Here is a 22,117-nt window from a genome sequence, read left to right on the forward strand (position 1 = left end):
GACGGACAATTTTCAAGCATGACATCGATATTATGGAGAACGATTTGAGTCACATCCTGGTCATCAACAGCAGCGCCTCGGGCGACACGTCCGTCTCTCGCACCCTGGTGGGTGACATCGTGCGGGGCCTGGTCGAGGCGCATCCCGAAGTGCGCCTGACCTGCCGCGACGTCGACGAAGAGGGCATACCGCATCTCAGCGCCGCCACGGTGGCCGGCGTGCGCGCCGTCGCCGCGACCGAGGCCGAACTTGCCACGCGCGCCCTGTCGGATGAGCTGATCGCGGAACTGCAGGCCGCCGACATCGTCGTGATCGGCGCTCCCATGTACAATTTCAGCATCCCTTCCAGCTTGCGCGCCTGGTTCGACCACGTGCTGCGCCCGCGTGTCACGTTCGCCTACGGCGCTGCCGGCCCGCAGGGGCTGTTGACGGGCAAACGGGCCATCGTCGTGGAGTCGCGCGGCGGGCTGTATTCTGAGGGACCGGGCAAGGCAAGCGATTTCCAGGAACCCTACCTGAGGCAGCTGCTGGGGTTCATCGGCATCGTCGACGTCACCTTCATCCACGCCGAAAAAATCGGATTCGGCGCCGAGGCGCGCGAACTCGCGCTCACCGGCGCCCGGGTGCAGATCGCGCAAGCGGTGGCCAGCCTGGCCATGAGCCCGGCATAACGAGGAGAACAGCATGATAGACATGATCATCGAGCAGCGCCGCCGCAGCCTGGGCGGCAGTATGGAAGTCGGCCGCGTGCTGCCATTCGCGAAACGGCGCATGGTGGGGCCGTTCATCTTCTTCGACCACATCGGCCCACTCGACCTGGCGCAGGGGATCGACCGCAGCGTCGACGTGCGCGCGCATCCGCATATCGGCCTGTCGACCGTCACCTACCTGTTCTCGGGCGAGATCATGCACCGCGACAGCCTTGGCTACGAGCTGCCGGTGCGGCCGCACGAAGTGAACTGGATGACCGCGGGCAGCGGCATCACGCATAGCGAGCGCTTCGAGCATGCTCGGGCGCACGGCGACCACCTGCACGGCATCCAGGCCTGGGTTGCGCTGCCGGACGGGATGGAGGAAATCGCGCCCTCGTTCTCGCACCATTCCGGCAGCGACCTGCCGCAGTGGCAGGATGGCGGCGTTGCCGGCCAGCTCATCGCCGGCAATGCCTACGGCCTCTGCGCCGGCGCCAAGACCTGTTCGCCGCTGTTCTACGCCCATCTCGACATGCAGCCAGGGTCGACCGCCGAAATCCCCGGCGGCTTCAAGGAACGCGCGCTGTACATCGCCACCGGTGCGGTGGAGATGGACGGCATGCGCCACGAGAGCGGCCGGATGCTGGTGCTGGGCGCTAGCGCCTCGCGCGTGAAGGCGCTCGAACATGCGACGGTGATGGTGCTGGGCGGGGAGCCGGTGGGCGAGCGCCACGTGTACTGGAACTTCGTGTCGTCTTCCAAGGACCGGCTGGCGCAGGCGGCAGCCGACTGGAAGGCGGGCAGGATGAAATTGCCGGATGCGGACGACCAGGAGTTCACTCCGCTGCCGGATGCGCCACCGCCGCCGGTGATGGGGCAGGCGTAGCGCTGCTGCCGCCTTCGATCGCGACACGGCCGTTGCACAGCGCCGTGAACCGGTCTTCGGCCAGGCCTGCGAACAGCGCGACGTTTGCACCCAGCGGCACCGGCTGGCGGAAGCGGCACCAGACCGACACGGGCTCCTGGCCAGACTCCGCCTGCAGCAGCGAGCATGCTGTCGCCAGCGTGTGCGCGCCGTGGATGATCGGCGTGCGCATGCCCATCAGGCGCGCCGTCCACGGCCACAGGTGGATCGGATTCCAGTCGCCTGATAGTGCCGCGTAGCGGCGGCCCGCATCGGACGCCACCGTCCATCCGCCGAGCGCCTGGCCGGATGGCGTGTCAGGTTGCGGCGCGGCGGCGCGGCCCGCGCGGCTCCCGCGCTGGATGAGATAGGTGCTGTCGCAGGAAAAGACCAGGCGCTCGCCATCGAAGGCGCGCGTCTCGAGCACGCAGTGGAGCGCACCGTTCGGCGCGGCTGGCGGCAGTTGCAAGGTCGTCGTCAAGGCCAGCGGCGCATCCAGAAAAACCGGACCATGCATCGCCAGCCGGTTCTCGACATGGATCAGCCCCGGAATGCGAAACGGAATCGGGCGCGCCAGCATCGTTGCCAGTTGCGCGCGCTGCGCCAGCAGGTAGAGGAAGGTCAGCGGGATGGCATCGCCTGGAAAACCGAATGCGGCGTTGTAGCGGCGCACGTGATCGAGGTCGATCCGGTCGAGGCGGTAGCTGGCGCCAACCTGGCCGTCAGCTGCAGATACAGGTGCGGGACGCTGGAACAGCGCCCGCAGCAGCATGGCCGCACCGGGCGGTGGTAGAGGGGGAAAGGAATCGAGGGGCGAAGTGCTCATCCGCGCAGGATAGCACTCCGCCTTGCTGTGCAGAACGTCAGGCCGCTTTGGCTTGCGTCACGCGGCGCGTGATGTGGGACAGCGCCGCGTCGACCTGGTCGATCAGGATCAGGCACAGGTCGCCCTCGCCCAGGCGGTCGAGCGCGCGGTCGATGGCGACGAACTCGCCATCGATCTCTTCCACGTGGCCGGTGCGGGTCGCGCCGGCCAGGCCCGAACGCAGCAGCTTGATGACCTCGCCGTCGGCGCGGCCGCGCTGGCACTGGTCCTGGTACAGCAGCACGTCGTCGAAGGCCTTGCCCAGGATCTCGGTTTGCTGCGAGATGTCCTGGTCGCGGCGGTCGCCGGCGCCGCTGATCACCACCGAACGGCGCTTGGCCGGCATGCCTTCGACCGCATTGACCAGCGCCGCGATCGCATCCGGATTGTGGCCGTAGTCGGCGATCACGGTCGCGCCGCGGTAGTCGAACACATTGAAACGGCCCGGCGCATTGTCGCTCTCGCCGACGAAGGTCTTGAGGCCCAGGCGGATCGCGTCCCACGACGTGCCCACGCCCCAGGCCGCGGCCACCGAGGCCATCACGTTCTCGACCTGGAAGCCCACCACGCCGCCGCGGGTGATCGGCACCTCGCGCAGGTCGATGCGTTCGACGAACTTGCCCTGCGCCGCGACCAGGTGGCCGTCTTCGACGAAGACCACGCGCCGGCCCTGGGCGCGGTGCATCGCCATGACGGGCAAGCCCACGTCCTGGGCGAAGAAGGTGACTTCGCCGCGGGTCTTTTCGGCCATCGCCGCCACGGTCGGGTCGGCGGCATTGAGTACCGCCATGCCGCCCACGGCCACGTTCTGCACGATCACGCGTTTCAGCACGGCGAGATCTTCGAGGGTGGTGATGTAGTTCAGGCCCAGGTGGTCGCCGGCGCCGATATTGGTCACCACCGCGACCTGGCATTTATCGAAGGCCAGGCCCTCGCGCAGCAGGCCGCCGCGCGCGGTCTCGAATACGGCGGCGTCGACGTCCGGGTGCAGCAGCACGTTGCGTGCGCTGCGCGGGCCGCTGCAGTCGCCGCTGTCGATGCGGCGGCCTTCGATATACACGCCGTCGGTATTGGTCATGCCGGTGCGCAGGCCCGCAGCCGTCATCAGGTGCGCGATCAGGCGCACCGTGGTGGTCTTGCCGTTGGTGCCGGTCACTGCCACCACCGGGATGCGGCCGTCGTCGCCATCCTTGAACAGGGTGTCGATGACGGCGTCGCCGATCGCGCGCGGCTTGCCGAACGAGGGCGCCAGGTGCATGCGCAGGCCCGGCGCGGCATTGACTTCGACGATGCCGCCGCCGACTTCTTCCATCGGTTTCAGGACGCTGTCGGCCACCAGGTCGACGCCGCAGATGTCCAGGCCGATCATGTGGGCGGCGGCGATCGCGCGCTCGGCCACTTCCGGGTGCACGTCGTCGGTTACATCGGTGGCGGTGCCGCCGGTCGACAGGTTGGCGTTGTTACGCAAGACCACGCGCTGGCCCAGGGCCGGCACCGAGTCGGCGTTCATCCCTTGCTGCACCAGGGTGCCCAGGGCGATGTCGTCGAAGCGGATCCTGGTCAGCGAGGTCGCGTGGCCGTCGCCGCGGCGCGGGTCGCGGTTGACCGTGTCGACCAGTTCGCGCACGGTGTGCTTGCCGTCGCCGATCACCTGCGGCGGTTCGCGCCGTGCGGCGGCCACCAGCTTGTCGCCAACCACCAGCAGGCGGTAATCGTGGCCGGGCAGGTAGCGCTCGACCAGGATGTCGTCGCGGAATTCGCTGGCCGCCCTGAAGCCGGCGTCCAATTGCTCGCGGGTGGTGACGTTGACCGTCACGCCCTTGCCCTGGTTGCCGTCCTTGGGCTTGATCACGACCGGCAGGCCGATCTCCTGGGCGGCAGCCCAGGCATCGTCCGGGTCGCTCACGCTGCGGCCCTGCGGCACCGGCACGCCGGCCGCGTCGAGCAGCTTCTTGGTCAGTTCCTTGTCTTGCGCGATCGATTCGGCGATCGCGCCGGTGGCGTCGATCTCGGCGGCCTGGATGCGGCGCTGGCGGCTGCCCCAGCCGAACATCACCATGCTGCCTTCGGTCATGCGCCGGAACGGGATATTGCGGGCCACGGCGGCCTGCACGATCGAGCCGGTCGACGGGCCGAGGCGCACGTCTTCATCCAGGTCGCGCAGCTGCTTGAGCGCGGCGGCCAGGTCGAACGGCGTGTCATTGCGCGCCGAGTCGATCAGTTGCTGTGCCAGATCGAGCGCCAGGCGGCCGACGTCTTCTTCGCTGTATTCGACCACCACCTGGTAGATGCCGGTTTCGAGCGTGGCGGTGGTGCGGCTGAAGGACACCGGGCAGCCGGCTTCGGCCTGCAGGGTCAATGCCGTCAGTTCCAGCACTTGCGCCAGCGGCACCGTGTCGCTGTGGCCGTAGGTTTGCAGGGCGCCCATCTGCGGGAAACGCACGCGCAGGCGCGGCTCGAAGCCGGGAAGTAGAGCGATCGACTGTTCCTGCGGCGTGCATGCCACGATGGCCTCGACCGAGGTGTGATGGCTCCAGAGATTGGGGCCACGCAGGGCCCGTACGCGAGATACTTCCATATACTGTCTTCCTTTACTAGGGATTACTTCTTCGGCGTCGCGTCGAAGGCGCGCAGTCCACCGCACAGCAGGTCGCTCGGCACGCCGAGGGCCCAGGCGGCGGCCACCGCCGCCAGCACGTTTTCTGGATACTTCACGGTCGACGGCTTCATCGCCGACAGCGCGATCAGCGGCGTCTCTTGCTCGCCCGCGGCCAGCACGATGCGGCCGTCGCGCGCGAACACCACGCGCTCGCCGGCCTGGCGGTGCGCGGCCACGGTTGCGTTGCTTTCGTCGACCGCGTAATAGATCACGCTGCCGTCGCACAGCTCGGCGAGGTTCGCCACGGCCTCATCGGCCGCGTTCAGCACCGCCACGCCGTCCGGCAGGATCACGTCGACCTGGCTGCGGATCACGTTGCGCATCGCGTCCTGGTCACGGATATAAAACTCGGCCACGTCCTCGATGCCGTTCATGTCGCTCACCACGCCCACCGCGCAGCGGTCGTAGGGCAGGCCTTCGGCCAGGATCGAGCGCGCGTTCGATTCGAATACCGCGGTTTGCACGTTACGGTTGATCAGGATGCGCTGGGCCGCCTCGACGCCGGTCGAATCGCGGGTCGAGATCGCGCGCGCGTTCAGGTACAGGCCTTCGCCGTTGGCGACGCCGACTTCCTTGCGCGTGATGTTGACCAGGCAGCCGACCAGGCGCGTGATCAGGCTGCAGCCCTTCGACCCGGTCACGCCGACCACCGGGATGCGCGCCGTGGCGTCGTCGCCGAACAGGTGGTCGACAATGTCCTTGCCGACGTTGCGCGGGGTGCCGCTGGCCGGCTTCGTGTGGGCCAGCAGGCCCGGGCTGGCATTGACTTCGATGATGGCGCCGCGCTGCCCGGCCAGGGGGCGCGAGATGTCTTCGCACACCAGGTCGATGCCGGCGATGTCCAGGCCGACGATGCGCGCGGCCAGGGCGGCGGCGTGGGCGACGTCAGGGTGCACCAGGTCGGTCACGTCGTCGGCGACGTTGCCGTTCACCTGGATCAGCACTTTCTGGCCATCGGCAGGGATGGAGTCGGGAGTCAGGCCCTGGCGCTGCAGCTGCAGCTGGTTTTCTTCGCTCTCGCGCGGCTTGACGGGGCTGAGCGGGAATTCCTCGCTCTCGCCGCGGCGCGGATCGGTATTGATCTGGGTCTCGCACAGTTCGGCCACGTCCTGGCGGCCGTCGCCCGTCACCCAGACCGACGCGCCGCGCGCGGCTGCGACCACCTTGCGGCCGACCACCAGCAGGCGATGCTCGTCACCCAGGATGAAGCGCTCGACCAGCACGGATTTGCTCTCACCCTCGAGCGAGGCGATCGTGTAGGCGGCTCTCACTTCGGCTTCGGTCGTCAGGTTCAGCGACACGCCGCGGCCGTGGTTGGCGTCGAGGGGCTTGACCACCACCGGCAGGCCGATGTCCTGCGCTTCTTCCCAGGCGGCGTCAGGGCTGCGCGCGATCGCGCCTTCCGGCACCGGCACGCCGCAGGACGAGAGCAGCGACTTGGTCATGTCCTTGTCGCTGGCGATGCCTTCGGCGATCGCGCTGGTGCGGTCGGTTTCCGCGGTCCAGATGCGGCGCTGGGCAGCGCCGTAGCCGAGCTGCACCAGGTTGCCGTCGGTCAGGCGGATCGACGGGATGCGGCGGTCGGTGGCGGCGTCCACGATGTGGGCGGTGGAGGGCCCCAGGCAATGGCGGTCGACCATATCGGTCAGGCGCGCGACTTCACCCGGGAGGTCGAACGGCGCGTCGTTGATCGCGGCCATCATCAGGCGGTGGGCGACGTCGAGGGCGGCGCGCCCGACGGTCTCGTCGCGGGTACGGAAAGCCATCTTGTAGATGGCGTGCTCGCCGGTCGAGCGGGTCTTGCCGAAGCCGGTCTTCATGCCGGCCAGGTTCTGCACCTCGAGCACGATGTGTTCAAGGATGTGGCCGGCCCAGGTCCCTTCGACCAGGCGCTCGTTGAAGCCGCCGCGATGGCCGACGCCGCAATGGTGTTCGATCAGCCCGGGGAGCCAGGCGGTCAGGCGTTCCGTGAAGCCGGGAAGAAGGTTCGAAGGATAGTCTTCCAGCTCGCCGATATCGAGCCAGGCCTCGAGGACCGGACGGTAGGTCCAGATATTCGGTCCGCGCAGGTAAGTCACGCGCAGGAATTTGATGTCGTTCTTCTTGGTCATGTAATCGCTTTTGCCGCCTGGCGCCTCTCTTCGCGCTGGCAACTTGTCCTTGTATGCCTGACTACCTAAAACGGCGCTGGAAAAATCGGCTGCATATCACGCGTCGGTGTACACTTGCCGGCTTACTGCGCCGCAACATTCCTACTAAACACGGTTTCCGTGTCATCCAAACGATACCCAGAAACGTTCTAGCGCTCTGTGGAGCGTTTCACGCAACGGCGTAATGACGGTCCTTGTGCATCGCCGAATCGGCGCCATGTCCACCCTCTAGAACAAAAAGCCTGTTACCGGGCGCAATACATGACAACTCAACAACTTGCTATTCCATCGTCGCTGGCGCTAGCCGCCAGTTCTTTGCCTGAACGGTGGCAAAGTGACGTCGCGAAACAGCTTGCACCAGGGGAAAACGTTTTAAGCAGCGTGGAGGTTGACCTCGACGCGAAATTACATTTTTCAAAAGGCCTGGTGCTGGTGACGGATCGCCGCCTGCTGGCGCGCGCGCCAGGAGAAGCTACCTGGCGTGACTGGCCGCACCGCGCCGGTACCGAATTGCGCCACCACGACCACGCCGGCGTCGGCCATCTCGAACTGATCGACGATGGCGGGCTGCTGGCCGCCTGGCGCTTCACCCTCGGCCAGAACCTGCACGCGATGCGCGTCGCCGACCAGTTCCGCGACCAGGTGCACAGCGTGGCCACCGGCATTGCCGTCCAGCCGCCCGACCAGCATACTTGTCCAAGTTGCAAGGCGCCGCTCGAACCGGACCAGGACGACTGCCCGATCTGCGAGAAAGTGCTGCATACGCCGCCGTCGACCTGGACCCTGTTCCGCCTGTGGCGCTTTGCCCAGCCCTATAAAGGCCAGCTGCTGCTGGGCTTCCTGCTGATGCTGGGCTCGACCGGCGCGCACATGATCCCGCCTTACCTGACGATGCCGCTGTTGGACAATGTCCTGATCCCGTACCAGAACGGGCAGCAGATCGACACCAACCTGGTCTATATGTATATGGGCGGGCTGTTCGCGGCCGCGCTGCTGGCCTGGCTGCTGGGCTGGGCCAAGACGTATGTGCTGGCGCTGGCTTCCGAGCGCATCGGCGCCGACCTGCGCTCGACCACCTATGAGCACCTGATGCGGCTGTCGCTGGAATTTTTCGGCGGCAAGCGCACGGGCGACCTGATGGCGAGGATCGGCAGCGGTTCGGACCGGATCTGCGTGTTCCTGTCGCTGCACCTGCTCGACTTCCTGTCGGACGTCCTCATGATCGTGATGACGGGCATCATCCTGTTCACGATCAACCCCTGGCTGGCCGTGGTGACCCTGCTGCCGCTGCCTTTCATTGCCTGGATGATCCACATCGTGCGCGACAAGCTGGGCACCGGCTTCGAAAAGATCGACCGCGTGTGGGGCGAGGTGACCAATGTCTTGGCCGACACCATTCCCGGCATCCGGGTGGTGAAGGCGTTTGCCCAGGAAAAGCGTGAAGCGGCGCGCTTCCGCGAGGCCAACAAGCACAACCTGGCCGTCAACGACAAACTGAACCGGGTGTGGTCGCTGTTTTCGCCGACCGTGTCCTTCCTGACCGAGCTCGGCCTGCTGGTGATCTGGTGCTTCGGCATCTGGCAAGTGTCGCGCGGCGACATTACCGTCGGCACCTTGTCGGCCTTTATCGCCTACAGCGGCCGTTTCTATGTGCGCCTGGATTCGATGAGCCGGATCGTGTCGGTGACGCAAAAATCGGCCTCGGCCGCCAAGCGCATCTTCGACATCCTCGACCATGTATCGAGCGTGCCGGACCCGGCCAACCCCGTGAAAGTCGACAAGATCGAGGGCAATATCGAGCTGCGCGAGGTCGGTTTCCGTTACGGCAACCGCGCCGTGAATCGCGGCATCTCGCTCAAGATCAAGGCCGGCGAGATGGTGGGCCTGGTCGGCCACAGCGGCTCGGGCAAGAGCACGCTGGTCAACCTGATCTGCCGCTTCTACGACGTGGCCGAAGGCGCTATCCTGCTCGACGGCCAGGACATCCGCTCGTTCGCGGTGGCCGACTACCGCCGCAATATCGGCCTGGTGCTGCAGGAACCCTTCCTGTTCTTCGGCACGATCGCCGAGAACATCGCCTACGGCAAGCCGCATGCGACGCGCGAGGAAATCATCGCCGCCGCCAGGGCCGCCCATGCCCATGAATTCATCCTGCGCCTGCCGCAGGGCTACGATTCGATGGTCGGCGAGCGCGGGCAGGGCCTGTCGGGCGGCGAGCGCCAGCGCATCTCGATCGCGCGCGCCCTGCTGATCGATCCGCCGATCCTGATCCTGGACGAGGCGACGTCGTCGGTCGACTCGGAAACCGAAAAAGAGATCCAGAAGGCGCTCGACAACCTGGTGCAGGGCCGCACCACGATCGCCATCGCGCACCGCCTGTCCACCCTGCACCGGGCCGACCGCCTGGTGGTGCTGGACCGCGGCGTGGTGGTCGAAGAAGGCAACCACGACGAGCTGATGGCGCGCGAAGGCGCCTATCACCGGCTCTACGAAGCGCAGGCGCGCAACGTGGACCAGGACCTGGACGACAAGGACGCATGATGACTACCGTTTCGACTATCCCATTCCAGCTGCGCCGCGACAATTTCGGCAAGCTGGTCATCACCCTCGAAAATGGCGAGGAGTGGGTCGGCGTGACGCCGGTGCGCGCCTTCCCGATCCAGGCCCCGACCAAGGGCATCTCGCTGGTGCGCGACGGCGGCAAGGAAGTCGCCTGGATCGACGACCTGGCCGACATGCCGGCCGACATCCGCACCCTGATCCACGAGGAAATCGAGGGCCGCGAGTTCATTCCCGAAATCCTGGCCATCAAGGATGTCTCGAGCTTTGCCACGCCCTGCACCTGGTTTGTGAAGACCGACCGCGGCGATACCGAGTTCGTGCTGAAGGTGGACGAGGACATCCGCCGCATCGGCGAAGCCTCGCTGCTGGTTGCCGACAACCACGGCATCAACTTCCTGGTGCGCGATATGTTCAGGATCGACAAGCACAGCCGCAAGATCCTGGACCGCTTCCTTTGAACCTCTATTGAACCGGCGCCGGACGCGCTTTCTTCATCGGATCAGTCCAGCGTTCGGCCTCTCACATACCGGCGACAGCGATCCCGGTACAGTCTTCTCATCGGCCGCATGGCCATGCACCCAGGAGAAGACAATGGATTCCATCAACCGCAACCAAGCCGAACAAAACCGCCGCGACCTGGCCGGCGTTGACGCCATCGAGCGCATCAAGGACATGATCGACGATGCCGACTCGTGCTTCTTTTGCACCGGCAACGGCCAGGGCCCGAGCCGCGGCGTGCGCCCGATGAGCGTGCGCGAGACCGACGATGCCGGCGCCATCTGGTTCCTGAGCAGCATCGACAGCCACAAGAACCAGGAGTTGCAGGCCAATCCTTCCGTTAAATTGTTCTTCCAGTCGGGCAAGCATTCCGGCTTCCTGGAACTGGATGGCCACGCCGAGACCTCGCAAGATAAAGCACGCATCAAGCAGTTGTGGAATTCGATGGTCAAGACCTGGTTCACCGGGGGCGAGGACGATCCGCGCATCACCGTCATCAAGGTTACGCCCAGGACCGGTTATTACTGGGACAACAAGCACGGCGACGCGGTGGCTGGCGTCAAGGTGGCGGTCGGGGCGATGATCGGCAAGACGCTGGACGATTCGATCGAGGGTACACTGAGCTTCTGATATGGAAGAGGAGGGCGGGTGCATTTCATCCTGGCGACGATCGGCTCGGCCGGCGACCTGTTCCCCTTCCTCTGGATCGGCCGCGCGCTGCGCGAGCGCGGCCACCGCGTCGATTTCCTCGGGCCCGAACAGCATGCCATGTATGTCGAGTCGGCCGGGCTCACCTTCCACGGCCTGCCGGCCGACGTGGCCGTGCTCGACCATCCCCACCTGTGGCATGCAACCCGCGGCCTGGCCGTGGTGTGGGAAGCGACGCGCCCGGCGATGGCGCAACTGCCCATGGTGGTCGAGGCGCTGACGCAGGCGCAGTCAAATGAGCAGCCGAATGAGCGGCGGGTGCTGCTGGCCCATCCGCTGGCCCTGCCCGAAGCCGACCTGTGCCGCCATGCCAGCCCGGGCCTGAAGATCGCGGCCGCGTGGCTGGCGCCATCGAACCTGCCGACCGTGCACGACCCGTTGCTGCTCGGCCCCTGGCCGGTGCCGGCCTGGGTGCCACATGGCGCGCGCCGCTGGTTGTGGCGTGCGCTGGCGGCGCGCTTCGTCGACCCGGTGGCGCTGCCTGGCCTGAACACGGCGCGCGTCGAACGCGGCCTGCCCCAGGTCGACAGCATGGTCGACTATATTCCGTCCATCCCCGACTTGTCGCTGGCGCTGTTTCCCGACTGGTTCGCGCCTGCGCCGCCAGATTGGCCGCGGCCGCTATACCAGGCCGGTTTCCCGCTCTACGATCCCGATCCGGATGCGGCGCCGAGCGCCGAATTGCGCGCCTTCCTCGACGCGGGTGAGCCGCCGGTCGTGTTCACGCCGGGCACTGGCAACCGCCAGGCGCGCAGCTACTTCGCGGCCGCGGCCCATGCTGTCGCCGCACTGGGCCACCGAGCAATTTTCCTGACACCATATCGTGAGCAATTGCCCTCCAGGCTGTCGCCGGACGTCTGCTGGCAGCAATATATACCCCTGAAAGCGCTGCTTCCGCATGTCGCTGCCCTGGTCCATCACGGCGGCATTGGTACGACTGCCGAAGCATTGCGCGCTGCCATTCCACAGTTGATCGTGCCACTGGCACATGATCAATTCGATAATGCTGCGCGGGTGACGGCGCTTGGCGCTGGCCTTTCCCTGCGCGCTGACCGGGTATCGCCACGCAGCATGCGGGTTGCATTGGCGAAGATCATCGATGCGTCGAGTTTCATTCAGCGCGGCGCAAGGATTGCGGAGCGGTTTCAGGCACCATCGCTTGAGGACCAGCTCTGTGCACGACTTGAAGCGCTCGGCAGTGGGGAGCGGCCGGTGTCAAAATGACGCCTGGCGTCAATTTGACACCAATAGCCCGCAAGTGCTACATTGGATGCAGCAAAATTTTTGCTGTATCCCTGTATAGGCAAGCACATCATGAGCGCGACAGCAGAACGGGAGCGGATTACCGCAAGGGTCTCGAGCACAGTAGCGGAAACATTAAACTCGGCGGCAGAATTGATGGGGACTACCTTGAACAGTTTCGTCGTACAGGCCGCGCTTGAAAAAGCACAGAAGATCGTGGACCGCGAGAGCCTGGTCCAGGTGTCGCGCAATGACGCAGCCATGCTGCTGGATCTGCTCGATGCGCCACCCAAGCCGAATGCCGCCCGGCAGAAGGCCTACGAACGCTTCATGAAAGAGAAATATGGCGTCGAGACTGGAAGCGCTGGATCGGGTGCATGATGTCGACGGCTTCGATTGCGGTGTCCCTGTTCTCGATCATTGGCTGAGAAATACTGCGTTTCAACACCAGAAAAAAGGCACGTCCAAGACCTGGGTGCTGGTCGACGACGGCGAGCCTGGCAGGATCGTTGGTTTCTTCGCGATGGCGCCACGCGGCATCGTTCTCACCGACAGCTTGCCTGACGACATGCGCAAACGCATGCCGAAGGTGGTATCGGGCTATACCCTGGCACGACTGGCAGTCGCCCTGGACCGTCAGGGCGAGGGTCGTGGCGCCTACTTGCTCAATGAGGCAATGGAAAAGGCATGGCGCGTGGCACAGCAGGTCGGCGGTTTCGGCCTGTTTGTGGATGCCAAGGAGGGGGCGGCGTCGTTCTATCGGCACTATGGCTTCGACGCCTTCCCGGACGACCCCGACACCTTGGTGCTGCGTATTGCCGACATCGGGCCCTATCCCATGCGCGATCCGCACGATTGACGAGGCTGCTCAGCGACAGCCGGCGTCTCCCTGGCGTTCCAGGATCGCGACTGTTGAAAGGCGCACCGACAGCTTTCGCCCCCTGGGGTTGAATACGCTATCGCCAATGTTGTCGGAGGGCAGATGCCCAGCAAGAAGTCACCTATCAATGCCGCCGCAGACGGCTACGTCCACGTGCGCGGCGCGCGCGAACACAATCTCAAGAACGTCGACCTCGACATCCCGCGCGGGCAGCTGGTGGTGTTCACCGGTGTCTCGGGTTCGGGCAAATCCTCGCTCGCCTTCGGCACCCTGTATGCCGAAGCCCAGCGGCGCTACCTGGAATCGGTCTCGCCCTACGCGCGCCGCCTGTTCCACCAGATGCCGGTGCCCGAGGTCGACCAGATCGAAGGCTTGCCGCCCGCCGTCGCCCTGCAGCAGCAGCGCGGCACGCCGACCGCGCGCTCGTCGGTCGGCAGCGTCAGCACGCTCAGTAATTCCCTGCGCATGCTGTACTCGCGCGCCGGCGACTATCCGCCGGAGCAGGAACTCCTGTATGCCGAATCGTTCTCGCCCAACACCCCGCAAGGCGCCTGCCCGCGCTGCTCGGGCCTGGGCCGCATCTACGACGTGACCGAACAGTCGATGGTGCCTGACGATACCCTGACTATCCGCGAGCGCGCGATCGCCGCCTGGCCGCCGGCCTGGCATGGCCAGAACCTGCGTGACATCCTGGTCACGCTGGGCATCGAGGTCGACACCCCGTGGCGCGACTTGCCCAAGAAGGACCGCGACTGGATCCTGTACACCGACGAGAGCCCGACGGTGCCGGTCTATGCCGGCCTCACGCCCAAGGAAACCCGCGCGGCCCTGAAGCGCAAGGACACGCCCAGCTACCAGGGCACCTTCACCGGCGTGCGGCGCTACGTGATGCAGACCTTCGCCAATACCGAAAGCGCGTCGATGAAAAAGCGCGTGGCGCGCTATATGGTCGGCGCCGCCTGCCCGGAATGCGAGGGCAAGCGGCTGCGGCGCGAATCGCTGTCGGTCACGTTCGCCGGCCATGACATCGCCGACATCTCGCGCCTGCCGCTGGCGCGGCTGGCCGAACTGCTGCAGCCCTATGCCGTGGGCAAGGACAAGAACGACAGCCACCTCCATAACGAGCAGCTGATCGTGCGCCGGCGCATCGCGGCGGACCTGGCCGCGCGCCTGGAGGTACTGCTGGCGATGGGACTGGGCTACCTGGCGCTGGAGCGCAGCACGCCGACCCTGTCGCCGGGCGAGCTGCAGCGCCTGCGCCTGGCCACGCAAGTGCGTTCGAGCCTGTTCGGCGTCGTCTACGTATTGGACGAACCGTCGAGCGGCCTGCATCCGGCCGACACCGAGGCCTTGCTCGATGCGCTGGCCCAGCTGAAGGCGGCCGGCAACTCGCTGTTCGTGGTCGAGCATGCGCTGGACGTGATCCGGCAAGCCGACTGGCTGGTCGACGTCGGCCCGCTGGCCGGCGAGCGTGGCGGCCAGGTGCTGTACAGCGGCGTGCCGGAAGGGCTGCGCAAGGTCGAGCAATCGCAGACCCGGCGCTACCTGTTCGGCGAAGCGCCGCCGCCGCAGCGCATGCCGCGCACGCCCGCCGGCTGGCTGAAGCTGGAGGGCGTCCACCGCAACAACCTGCGCGACCTGGAAGTCGCCTTCCCGCTCGGCGTGTTGACGAGTGTGACGGGCGTGTCTGGCTCGGGCAAGTCCAGTCTCGTGAGCCAGGTGCTGGTCGAGCTGGTGGGCGCCGCGCTGGGGCAGGGCGGCGCGGCGCAAGACGAGCAGCCGGACGAACCGGACCTGGAGCGCGACGAAGAGCTGCCCCTGGCCGGTCACATCGTGTCCGGCATGGAGGGCGTGCGGCGCCTGGTGCGGGTCGACCAGAAGCCGATCGGCCGCACGCCGCGCTCGAACCTGGCGACCTACACGGGCCTGTTCGACCAGGTGCGCAAGCTCTTTGCCGCCACCACGGATGCGAAGAAGCGGCGCTACGATGCGGGCCGCTTCTCGTTCAATGTCGCCAAGGGCCGCTGCGAGCATTGCGCCGGCGAGGGTTTTGTCATGGTCGAGCTGCTGTTCCTGCCCAGCGTCTACGCGCCATGCCCGACCTGCGAAGGCGCGCGCTACAACGCCGAGACCCTCCAGGTTCGCTATCGCGACAGGAATATCGCCGAGGTGCTGGGCATGACGGTGGGCGAGGCGATCGACTTCTTCAAGGACGAACCCCTGGTCGAGCGCTCGCTGGAAGTGCTGAACGAGGTCGGCCTGGACTACCTGCGCCTGGGCCAGCCGGCCACCGAGCTGTCGGGCGGCGAGGCGCAGCGCATCAAGCTGGCCTCTGAGCTGCAGCGCGCCACGCGCGGCAATGCGCTGTACGTGCTGGACGAGCCGACCACCGGCCTGCATCCGGTCGACGCCGACCGCCTCATGGTGCAGCTGAACCGCCTGGTCGATGCCGGCAACACGGTGATCGTGGTCGAGCACACGATGCGGGTGGTGGCCGGCAGCGACTGGGTGATCGACGTCGGCCCCGGCGCAGGCGACAAGGGCGGTTCCATCGTCGCCGCCGGCCCGCCGCAGGAAGTCGCGCGGGTGAAGGCGAGCCGCACAGCGCCCTACCTCAAGCCCCACATGAGCTAGCGCAAGCACGCAACGAAGGCGCGCTGAGCAGTGCGCGCATTTCGTATTCATTTTGATAAGATCGATCCCGCGCAGGCAGGGCGCCGCTTGCGCACGACCGTGCCGCTTTCGTGTGCGCGCTAATTCACATTTGCGTTACACTTAGGATATTTTTTTTCTATCAAAACAACAGGCATGGCCGGTACAACCATCGAAAACAGCGAGTTTCGCCGCATTCTTACCCGCAACGTCGCGCTGCCCTTAGGCATGAGTATTGTCAGCGCGATCGTGTTTGTGGGCATCATTGCCTATTTGATCAATAGCCTGACCTGGGTCGAGCATTCCCAGAAAGTCATCGGCGGCGCCCATGAGATCCGCAAGCTGTCGGCCGAGATGGAATCGGGCATGCGCGGCTACCTGCTGGCGGGCGACGAAGAATTTCTCTCTCCCTATGTCTTGTCCAGGCAACGCATGTCGTCCAGCCTGGAATCGCTGGGCGAACTCGTCAAGGACAATATCGCCCAGGCCGAGCGGCTGACCCGGATCACCCAGATCCAGAAGCAGTGGGAAACCTTTGCCCAGGAGATGATCGACCGCCGCCGTGCCAACGACATCAGCTATATAGATGCCGTCAGCAGCGGCCGCGGCAAGGCGCTGACCGACGAGATGCGCCGCAACTTCGACCTGGTGCTGGCGTCCGAGATGCGCCTGCTGCAGGAACGCAGCGACAGCGCGCGCAGCACCACCTTCTGGTCGGTGGCCGCCTTCCTGATCCTGTCCGCGATCGTCGGCGGCAGCCTGGCAGCCTTTGGCCGACGCCAGCTGGTGCACCTGTCCGACACCTATAACGAGGTGCTGGGGCACGAGGCCGAGCATAACGACAAGCTGCGCCACCAGGACTGGCTGCGCACCGGCCAGAACGAACTGAATGTGCGCAGCGCCGGCCAGATCAACCTGGAGCCGCTGGCCGATGCCTTGCTGCCCTATGTCGTCAAGTACCTCGACGGCGCGATCGGCGCCATGTACGTGCGCAGCGACGACGGCACGATGCGCCGCATCGGCGCCTATGGCTTTACCCATTCCGAGACCGAGCGCGCCGAGATCATCCCGCCGGGCTCCACGCTGGCCAGCAAGGCGGCCGAAGAGAACCGCCTGATGGTCCTCGACCAGCTGCCGCCCGACTACATCAAGGTCGGTTCGAGCCTGGGCGAGACGGCGCCGCGCGCCGTGATCATCGCGCCGTTCCACAACCACGGCAAGGTCAAGGGCGTGTTCGAGATCGCCTTCCTGCGTCCGGTGGAGCAGCGCGACCGCGAATTCCTGGGCTTCATCGCGCAGTCGGTCGGCGCCGCCATGGCCGCGGTGTTGTACCGCCAGCGCCTGCAGGATGCGCTGGAAGAAAGCCAGACCCTGAACGAAGAACTGCAGGTACAGCAGGAAGAACTGCGCACCGCCAACGAAGAGCTGGAAGAACAGTCGCGCGCGCTCGAAGAATCGCAGTCGGCGCTCGAAAACCAGCAGGCCGAGCTGCGCACCACCAACGACCAGCTGGCCGAGCAGGCACTGAACCTCGACATGAAGAACTCGGCGCTGCAATCGGCGCAGGAGCAGCTGCACCAGCGCGCGGTGGAGCTCGAGAGCGCGAGCCGCTACAAGTCCGAATTCCTGGCCAATATGTCGCACGAGCTGCGCACGCCGCTGAACAGCTCCCTGATCCTGGCCAAGCTGTTGGCCGACAACAGCGGCGGCAATCTCTCCGACGAGCAGGTGCGCTTCGCCCAGACCATCTACTCGGCCGGCAACGACTTGCTGCAGCTGATCAACGACATCCTCGACATCTCGAAAGTGGAGGCGGGCAAGCTGGAACTGGTGCCCGAAGACGTGCCGGTGCGGCGCGTGGTCGAGGGCCTGGCGCGTACCTTCGAGCCGCTGGCGCGCCAGAAGTCGCTCGAGTTCAAGATCACGGTCGACCCGGGCGTGCCGGCCAGCCTGCACACCGACCGCCAGCGCATGGAGCAGATCCTCAAGAACCTGCTGTCGAATGCCGTCAAGTTTACCGAGACCGGCGCGGTCAGCCTGTCGGTGCTGACCACGCCCGAGGGCGACGTCGCCTTCCGCGTGCAGGATACCGGCATTGGCATCGCGGCCGACCAGCAGGACAAGATCTTCGACGCCTTCCACCAGGCCGACGGCACCACCAGCCGCCGTTTCGGCGGCACGGGCCTGGGCCTGTCGATCACACGCGACCTGACCCGCCTGCTGGGCGGCAGCGTGGCGGTGTCGAGCGCACCGAACGAGGGCAGTGTGTTCACCTTGACCCTGCCGCGCGGGATCCCCGCGGTGCCGGCGCCGGCCGAACTGCCGACGACGGCGGCGCCGGTCCAGCTGCCGCATTACACCTCGGCGCCAGCGCCGGCCGTCTCGGCTCCGGCCCCGGCCAGCACGCCGGCCAATGTGGAACCGATCGGGAGCTTCCCGGATGACCGCGACCATCCGGCCGCCGGCCGCCGCACCGTGCTGGTGGTGGAGGACGAGGCGCCGTTCGCGCGCATCCTGTATGACCTGGCGCGCGAACTCGATTACCGCTGCCTGGTGGCGATGAGCGCCGACGAAGGCCTGGCGCTGGCCGTCAGCCAGCGTCCCGACGCCGTGCTGCTCGACGTGCGCCTGCCGGACCGCTCGGGCCTGACCGTGCTGCAGCAGCTGAAAGACAACCCATCGACCCGCCACATCCCGGTGCACGTCATTTCCAGCATCGAGAGCGGCGGCGAAGCCCTGCACCTGGGTGCGATCGGCTACGCGCTCAAGCCGACTTCGCGCGAAGAGCTGGAAGAGGTGTTCCGCAAGCTGCAGGAAAAATCGGCGCAGAAGATCAAGCGCGTGCTGCTGGTCGAGGACGACGAGCGCCAGCGCGAGAGCGTGGTGGCCCTGATCGCCGACGATGACGTCGAGATCGCGGCGGTGGGCACCGCCAGCGAGGCGCTGGCCCACTTGAAGAAAGAGGTCTTCGATTGCATGATCATCGACCTCAAGCTGCCCGATATGCAGGGCGGCGAGCTGCTCGAGCGCATGTCGCACGAAGAACTGTGCTCGTTCCCGCCGGTGATCGTGTACACCGGCCGCAACCTGACGCGCGACGAAGAAGCCCAGCTGCTGCGCTACTCGCGCTCGATCATCATCAAGGGCGCGCGCTCGCCCGAGCGCCTGCTGGACGAAGTGACGCTGTTCCTGCACAAGGTGGAATCGGAGCTGTCGACCGAGCGCCAGAGCATGCTCAAGGCAGTGCGTGGACGCGACCGCGTGTTCGAGGGCCGCACCATCCTGCTGGTCGACGACGACGTGCGCAATGTGTTCGCGCTGACCTCGGCGCTGGAGCAGCGTGGGGCCCGGGTCGAAGTCGGCCGCAACGGTTTTGAAGCGATTGCGAAACTGGATGAAGTGCCGGGGATCGACCTGGTGCTGATGGACATCATGATGCCGGGCATGGATGGCCTGGAAGCGACGCGCCGCATTCGCGCCGACGGACGCTTTGACCGCCTGCCGATCATCGCCATCACCGCCAAGGCCATGAAGGACGACCAGGAGCAGTGCCTGGCCGCCGGCGCCAACGATTACCTGGCCAAACCGATAGACCTCTCGCGCCTGTACTCGCTGCTGCGGGTCTGGATGCCAACCCTGGAGAGAATTTGAGCCACCCCCCGAGCGACTTCGACATCGAGCTGCGGATGCTCGTCGAAGCCGTCTATTTGAAGTACAACTACGATTTCCGCGACTACACCGGCGCCTCGCAAAAGCGCCGCGTGCTGGTGGCCATGCGCGAGATGGAATGCGCGACGGTCTCCGAACTGCAGTCGCGCGTGCTGCACGAGCCGAACGGCTTCGCCCAGCTGCTGCAATACCTGACGATACCCGTCACCGAGATGTTCCGCGACCCCGACTACTTCCTGGCGGTGCGCGAGCAGGTCGCGCCATTCCTGAAGACCTACCCGTCGCTGAAGATCTGGGTGGCCGGCTGCAGCACCGGCGAAGAGGTGTATTCGCTGGCCATCCTGCTCAAGGAAGAAGGGCTGCTCGAGCGCAGCATCATCTATGCGACCGACATCAATCCCGAGTCGCTGGATGCGGCGCGGCGCGGCGTGTTCCCGCTCGATCGCATGCGCCTGTACACCGAGAACTACCAGAAGTCCGGCGGCAAGGCGGCGTTCTCGGACTATTACACGGCGGCCTATGGCGGCGCGCTGTTCGAACGCAGCCTGATGGAAAACGTGACCTTCGCCGACCACAGCCTGTCGACCGACAGCGTGTTCTCGGAGACCCACTTTGTCAGCTGCCGCAATGTGCTGATCTACTTTAACCGGCGCCTGCAAGACCGCGTTCTCGGCCTGTTCCACGACTCGCTGTGCCACCGCGGCTTTTTGGGCCTGGGCAGCAAGGAGAGCATCGACTTTTCGAGCTATGCCGAGCGCTTCGAACCGATCGCCAAGCGCGAACGGGTGTTCCGCAAGGTGTCGCCATGAGCGCCGTCCAGACCGCGCAGCAGCAGTTGCGCGCCGCGCTGGGATCGCGCCGGATCGAGATGGTCGTGATCGGCGGCTCGGCCGGCGGCGTCGACGCCCTGGTCGGGTTGCTGCCGGCGCTGCCATCATGTTTCGCGCCGGCCGTGACCTGCATCCTGCACGTGCCGCCCGACCGCGACAGCCGCCTGGCCGAGCTGTTCGCCGCGCGCACCGCGCTGCCGGTGCGCGAGGCGCAGGACAAGGAACCGATCCAGCCCGGAACCGTGTATTTCGCCGGTTCCGGCTACCACCTGTCGGTCGAACAGGATCGCAGCTTCTCGCTCAGCTGCGAGCCGCCGGTGCAGTTTGCCCGGCCGGCAATCGATATACTGATGGAATCGGCCGCCGACGTGTATGGTCCGGCGCTTGCCGGTATACTGCTCACCGGCGCCAATTTCGATGGCGCCGAAGGCATGTGCCGCATCCGCGAACGCGGCGGCCTGACCATCGTCCAAGACCCTGAAGAAGCGCAGGCCAGCGCGATGCCCGGAGAGGCAATCCGGCGCTGCGCACCGCATCTCGTGTTGCCGCTACCTGCGATCCGTAGCGTGCTGCCCCTGTTGGAGACCCCATGAACCAGGACCCAAGCAAAATACTGATCGTCGACGACCTGCCCGAGAACCTGCAGGCGCTCGAGGCGCTGCTGCGCCATGAACAGCGCGCCATCTACCAGGCGGCGTCGGGCGAACAGGCGCTGGCGCTGCTGCTCGAGCACGAGTTCGCGCTGGCCATCCTCGACGTGCAGATGCCGGGCATGGACGGCTTCGAGCTGGCCGAGGTGATGCGCTCGACCACCCGCACCCGCCACATCCCGATCGTGTTCGTGTCGGCGGCGGGGCGCGAGCTCGATTACGCCTTCAAGGGCTACGAGAGCGGGGCGGTCGACTTCATGTACAAGCCGCTCGACGCCGACGCGGTGCGCAGCAAGGTCAATGTGTTCGTCGCGCTCGACCAGCAGCGGCGCGAAACCCGGCGCCAGATGCTGGCGCTGGAACAGAGCCGGCACGAGCAAGAGGTGCTGCTGCGCGAGCTGAACCAGACCCAGCAGGAACTGCAACGCTCGCTGCGCATGCGCGACGAGTTCATGTCGCTGGTGGCGCACGAGCTGCGCACGCCGCTCAACACGCTGTTCCTGGAAACCCAGATGCGCAGCCTGCAGCTCAAGCGCGGCAACACGGCCGCCTTCGGCGGCCAGCAGATGGAAGCGATGATCCAGCGCGACGAGCGCCAGATCAAGTCGATGATCCGCCTGATCGACGACATGCTCGACGTCTCGCGCATGCGCAGCGGCAAGCTGTCGATCCGTCCGGCCAAGGTCGAGTTGATGAACCTGCTGGAACGGGTGGTGAGCGACCTGTCGCTGCAGGCGGCCACCACCGGCAGTTCGCTGACCCTGCGCCCGCACGAGGGCGTCGACGGCTGCTGGGACGAATTCCGCGTGGAGCAGGTGATCGTCAACCTGTTGACCAATGCGCTGCGCTATGGCTGCGGCCAGCCGGTCGAGGTCAGCGTCGAACGCAGCGGCGAGACGGTGCGGATCGATGTGCGCGACCAGGGCAAGGGCATCGCCCCATCCGACCTGGAGCGCATCTTCGAACCCTACGAACGCGGCGCCCGCAACGGCGAGCCGAAGGGGCTCGGCCTGGGCCTGTACATCTCGCGCCAGCTGGCGATCTCGCACGGCGGTGAACTGCGCGTAGCCAGCAAGCCCGGTGAAGGCTCGGTCTTCAGCCTGGTGCTGCCCTGCACCGAGGTCCCCGTCTGCGCCGAAGCCGACTTCTGACCCAC

16 protein-coding genes are annotated in these 22,117 nt (G+C 66.1%); 13 read left to right on the forward strand and 3 right to left on the reverse strand.

Annotated elements, in window-relative coordinates; genetic code table 11:
• Positions 1-44 precede the first annotated feature (44 nt).
• Together E8M83_RS10220 and E8M83_RS10225 are read left to right on the forward strand one after the other, a co-directional pair.
• On the forward strand, positions 45-671 hold the full coding sequence (locus E8M83_RS10220; RefSeq protein ID WP_137173266.1) for an FMN-dependent NADH-azoreductase: 627 nt from the start codon (positions 45-47) through the stop codon (positions 669-671).
• Positions 672-684: 13 nt separating this feature from the next.
• On the forward strand, positions 685-1,578 hold the full coding sequence (locus E8M83_RS10225) for a pirin family protein (protein ID WP_137173267.1): 894 nt from the start codon (positions 685-687) through the stop codon (positions 1,576-1,578).
• On the opposite strand, the gene E8M83_RS10230 is transcribed toward E8M83_RS10225, so the two are convergent.
• The 3 genes from E8M83_RS10230 to cphA (E8M83_RS10240) are packed head-to-tail and all read right to left on the reverse strand — an operon-like array spanning position 1,529 to position 7,231.
• Positions 1,529-2,422, reverse strand: coding sequence for a MaoC/PaaZ C-terminal domain-containing protein (locus tag E8M83_RS10230; RefSeq protein WP_229491485.1), 894 nt, complete (start codon positions 2,420-2,422; stop codon positions 1,529-1,531). The two genes, E8M83_RS10225 and E8M83_RS10230, sit on opposite strands and share 50 nt — an antisense overlap.
• A 37-nt stretch (positions 2,423-2,459) precedes the next feature.
• Positions 2,460-5,039 (reverse strand): cyanophycin synthetase, encoded by a 2,580-nt coding sequence (gene cphA / locus E8M83_RS10235; protein WP_137173268.1) that lies wholly within the window; start codon positions 5,037-5,039, stop codon positions 2,460-2,462.
• A 23-nt stretch (positions 5,040-5,062) separates the two neighbouring features.
• Positions 5,063-7,231, reverse strand: coding sequence for a cyanophycin synthetase (gene cphA / locus E8M83_RS10240; protein WP_137173269.1), 2,169 nt, complete (start codon positions 7,229-7,231; stop codon positions 5,063-5,065).
• A 300-nt stretch (positions 7,232-7,531) separates the two neighbouring features.
• On the opposite strand from cphA (E8M83_RS10240), the gene E8M83_RS10245 reads away from it, so the two are divergent.
• From E8M83_RS10245 to E8M83_RS10295, 11 genes are all read left to right on the forward strand, one after another.
• Complete coding sequence (locus E8M83_RS10245) at positions 7,532-9,811, forward strand: ABC transporter ATP-binding protein (protein ID WP_137173270.1); 2,280 nt, start codon at positions 7,532-7,534, stop codon at positions 9,809-9,811.
• Positions 9,811-10,290, forward strand: coding sequence for a DUF1854 domain-containing protein (locus E8M83_RS10250; protein ID WP_137173319.1), 480 nt, complete (start codon positions 9,811-9,813; stop codon positions 10,288-10,290). The genes E8M83_RS10245 and E8M83_RS10250 overlap by 1 nt, the downstream gene beginning before the upstream one ends.
• A 133-nt stretch (positions 10,291-10,423) precedes the next feature.
• Entirely contained in the window at positions 10,424-10,960 is a 537-nt protein-coding gene (locus E8M83_RS10255) for a pyridoxamine 5'-phosphate oxidase family protein (RefSeq protein ID WP_137173271.1), read from the forward strand.
• A gap of 18 nt (positions 10,961-10,978) precedes the next feature.
• Positions 10,979-12,262 (forward strand): glycosyltransferase, encoded by a 1,284-nt coding sequence (locus E8M83_RS10260; RefSeq protein ID WP_137173272.1) that lies wholly within the window; start codon positions 10,979-10,981, stop codon positions 12,260-12,262.
• Between the two features lie 90 nt (positions 12,263-12,352).
• On the forward strand, positions 12,353-12,661 hold the full coding sequence (locus E8M83_RS10265) for a DUF1778 domain-containing protein (protein WP_137173273.1): 309 nt from the start codon (positions 12,353-12,355) through the stop codon (positions 12,659-12,661).
• Positions 12,624-13,139 carry a GNAT family N-acetyltransferase gene (locus E8M83_RS10270; RefSeq protein ID WP_137173274.1) on the forward strand — a complete coding sequence of 172 codons (516 nt, stop codon included), beginning with the start codon at positions 12,624-12,626 and terminating at the stop codon, positions 13,137-13,139. Before E8M83_RS10265 ends, E8M83_RS10270 begins: the two co-directional genes overlap by 38 nt.
• A gap of 123 nt (positions 13,140-13,262) precedes the next feature.
• Positions 13,263-15,794 (forward strand): excinuclease ABC subunit UvrA, encoded by a 2,532-nt coding sequence (gene uvrA / locus E8M83_RS10275; protein WP_137173275.1) that lies wholly within the window; start codon positions 13,263-13,265, stop codon positions 15,792-15,794.
• 174 nt (positions 15,795-15,968) lie between these two features.
• Entirely contained in the window at positions 15,969-19,463 is a 3,495-nt protein-coding gene (locus E8M83_RS10280) for a response regulator (protein ID WP_137173276.1), read from the forward strand.
• Positions 19,464-19,498: 35 nt separating this feature from the next.
• Positions 19,499-20,290, forward strand: coding sequence for a protein-glutamate O-methyltransferase CheR (locus E8M83_RS10285; RefSeq protein WP_137173320.1), 792 nt, complete (start codon positions 19,499-19,501; stop codon positions 20,288-20,290).
• Positions 20,287-20,904, forward strand: a complete 618-nt coding sequence (locus E8M83_RS10290; protein ID WP_137173277.1) for a chemotaxis protein CheB — start codon at positions 20,287-20,289, stop codon at positions 20,902-20,904. The genes E8M83_RS10285 and E8M83_RS10290 overlap by 4 nt, the downstream gene beginning before the upstream one ends.
• Complete coding sequence (locus tag E8M83_RS10295) at positions 20,901-22,112, forward strand: hybrid sensor histidine kinase/response regulator (RefSeq protein ID WP_137173278.1); 1,212 nt, start codon at positions 20,901-20,903, stop codon at positions 22,110-22,112. The genes E8M83_RS10290 and E8M83_RS10295 overlap by 4 nt, the downstream gene beginning before the upstream one ends.
• The last annotated feature ends 5 nt before the right edge of the window (positions 22,113-22,117 follow it).

This window comes from Massilia sp. HP4, from assembly GCF_005222695.1.
In the GTDB taxonomy this organism is placed as follows: Bacteria; Pseudomonadota; Gammaproteobacteria; order Burkholderiales; family Burkholderiaceae_D; genus Telluria.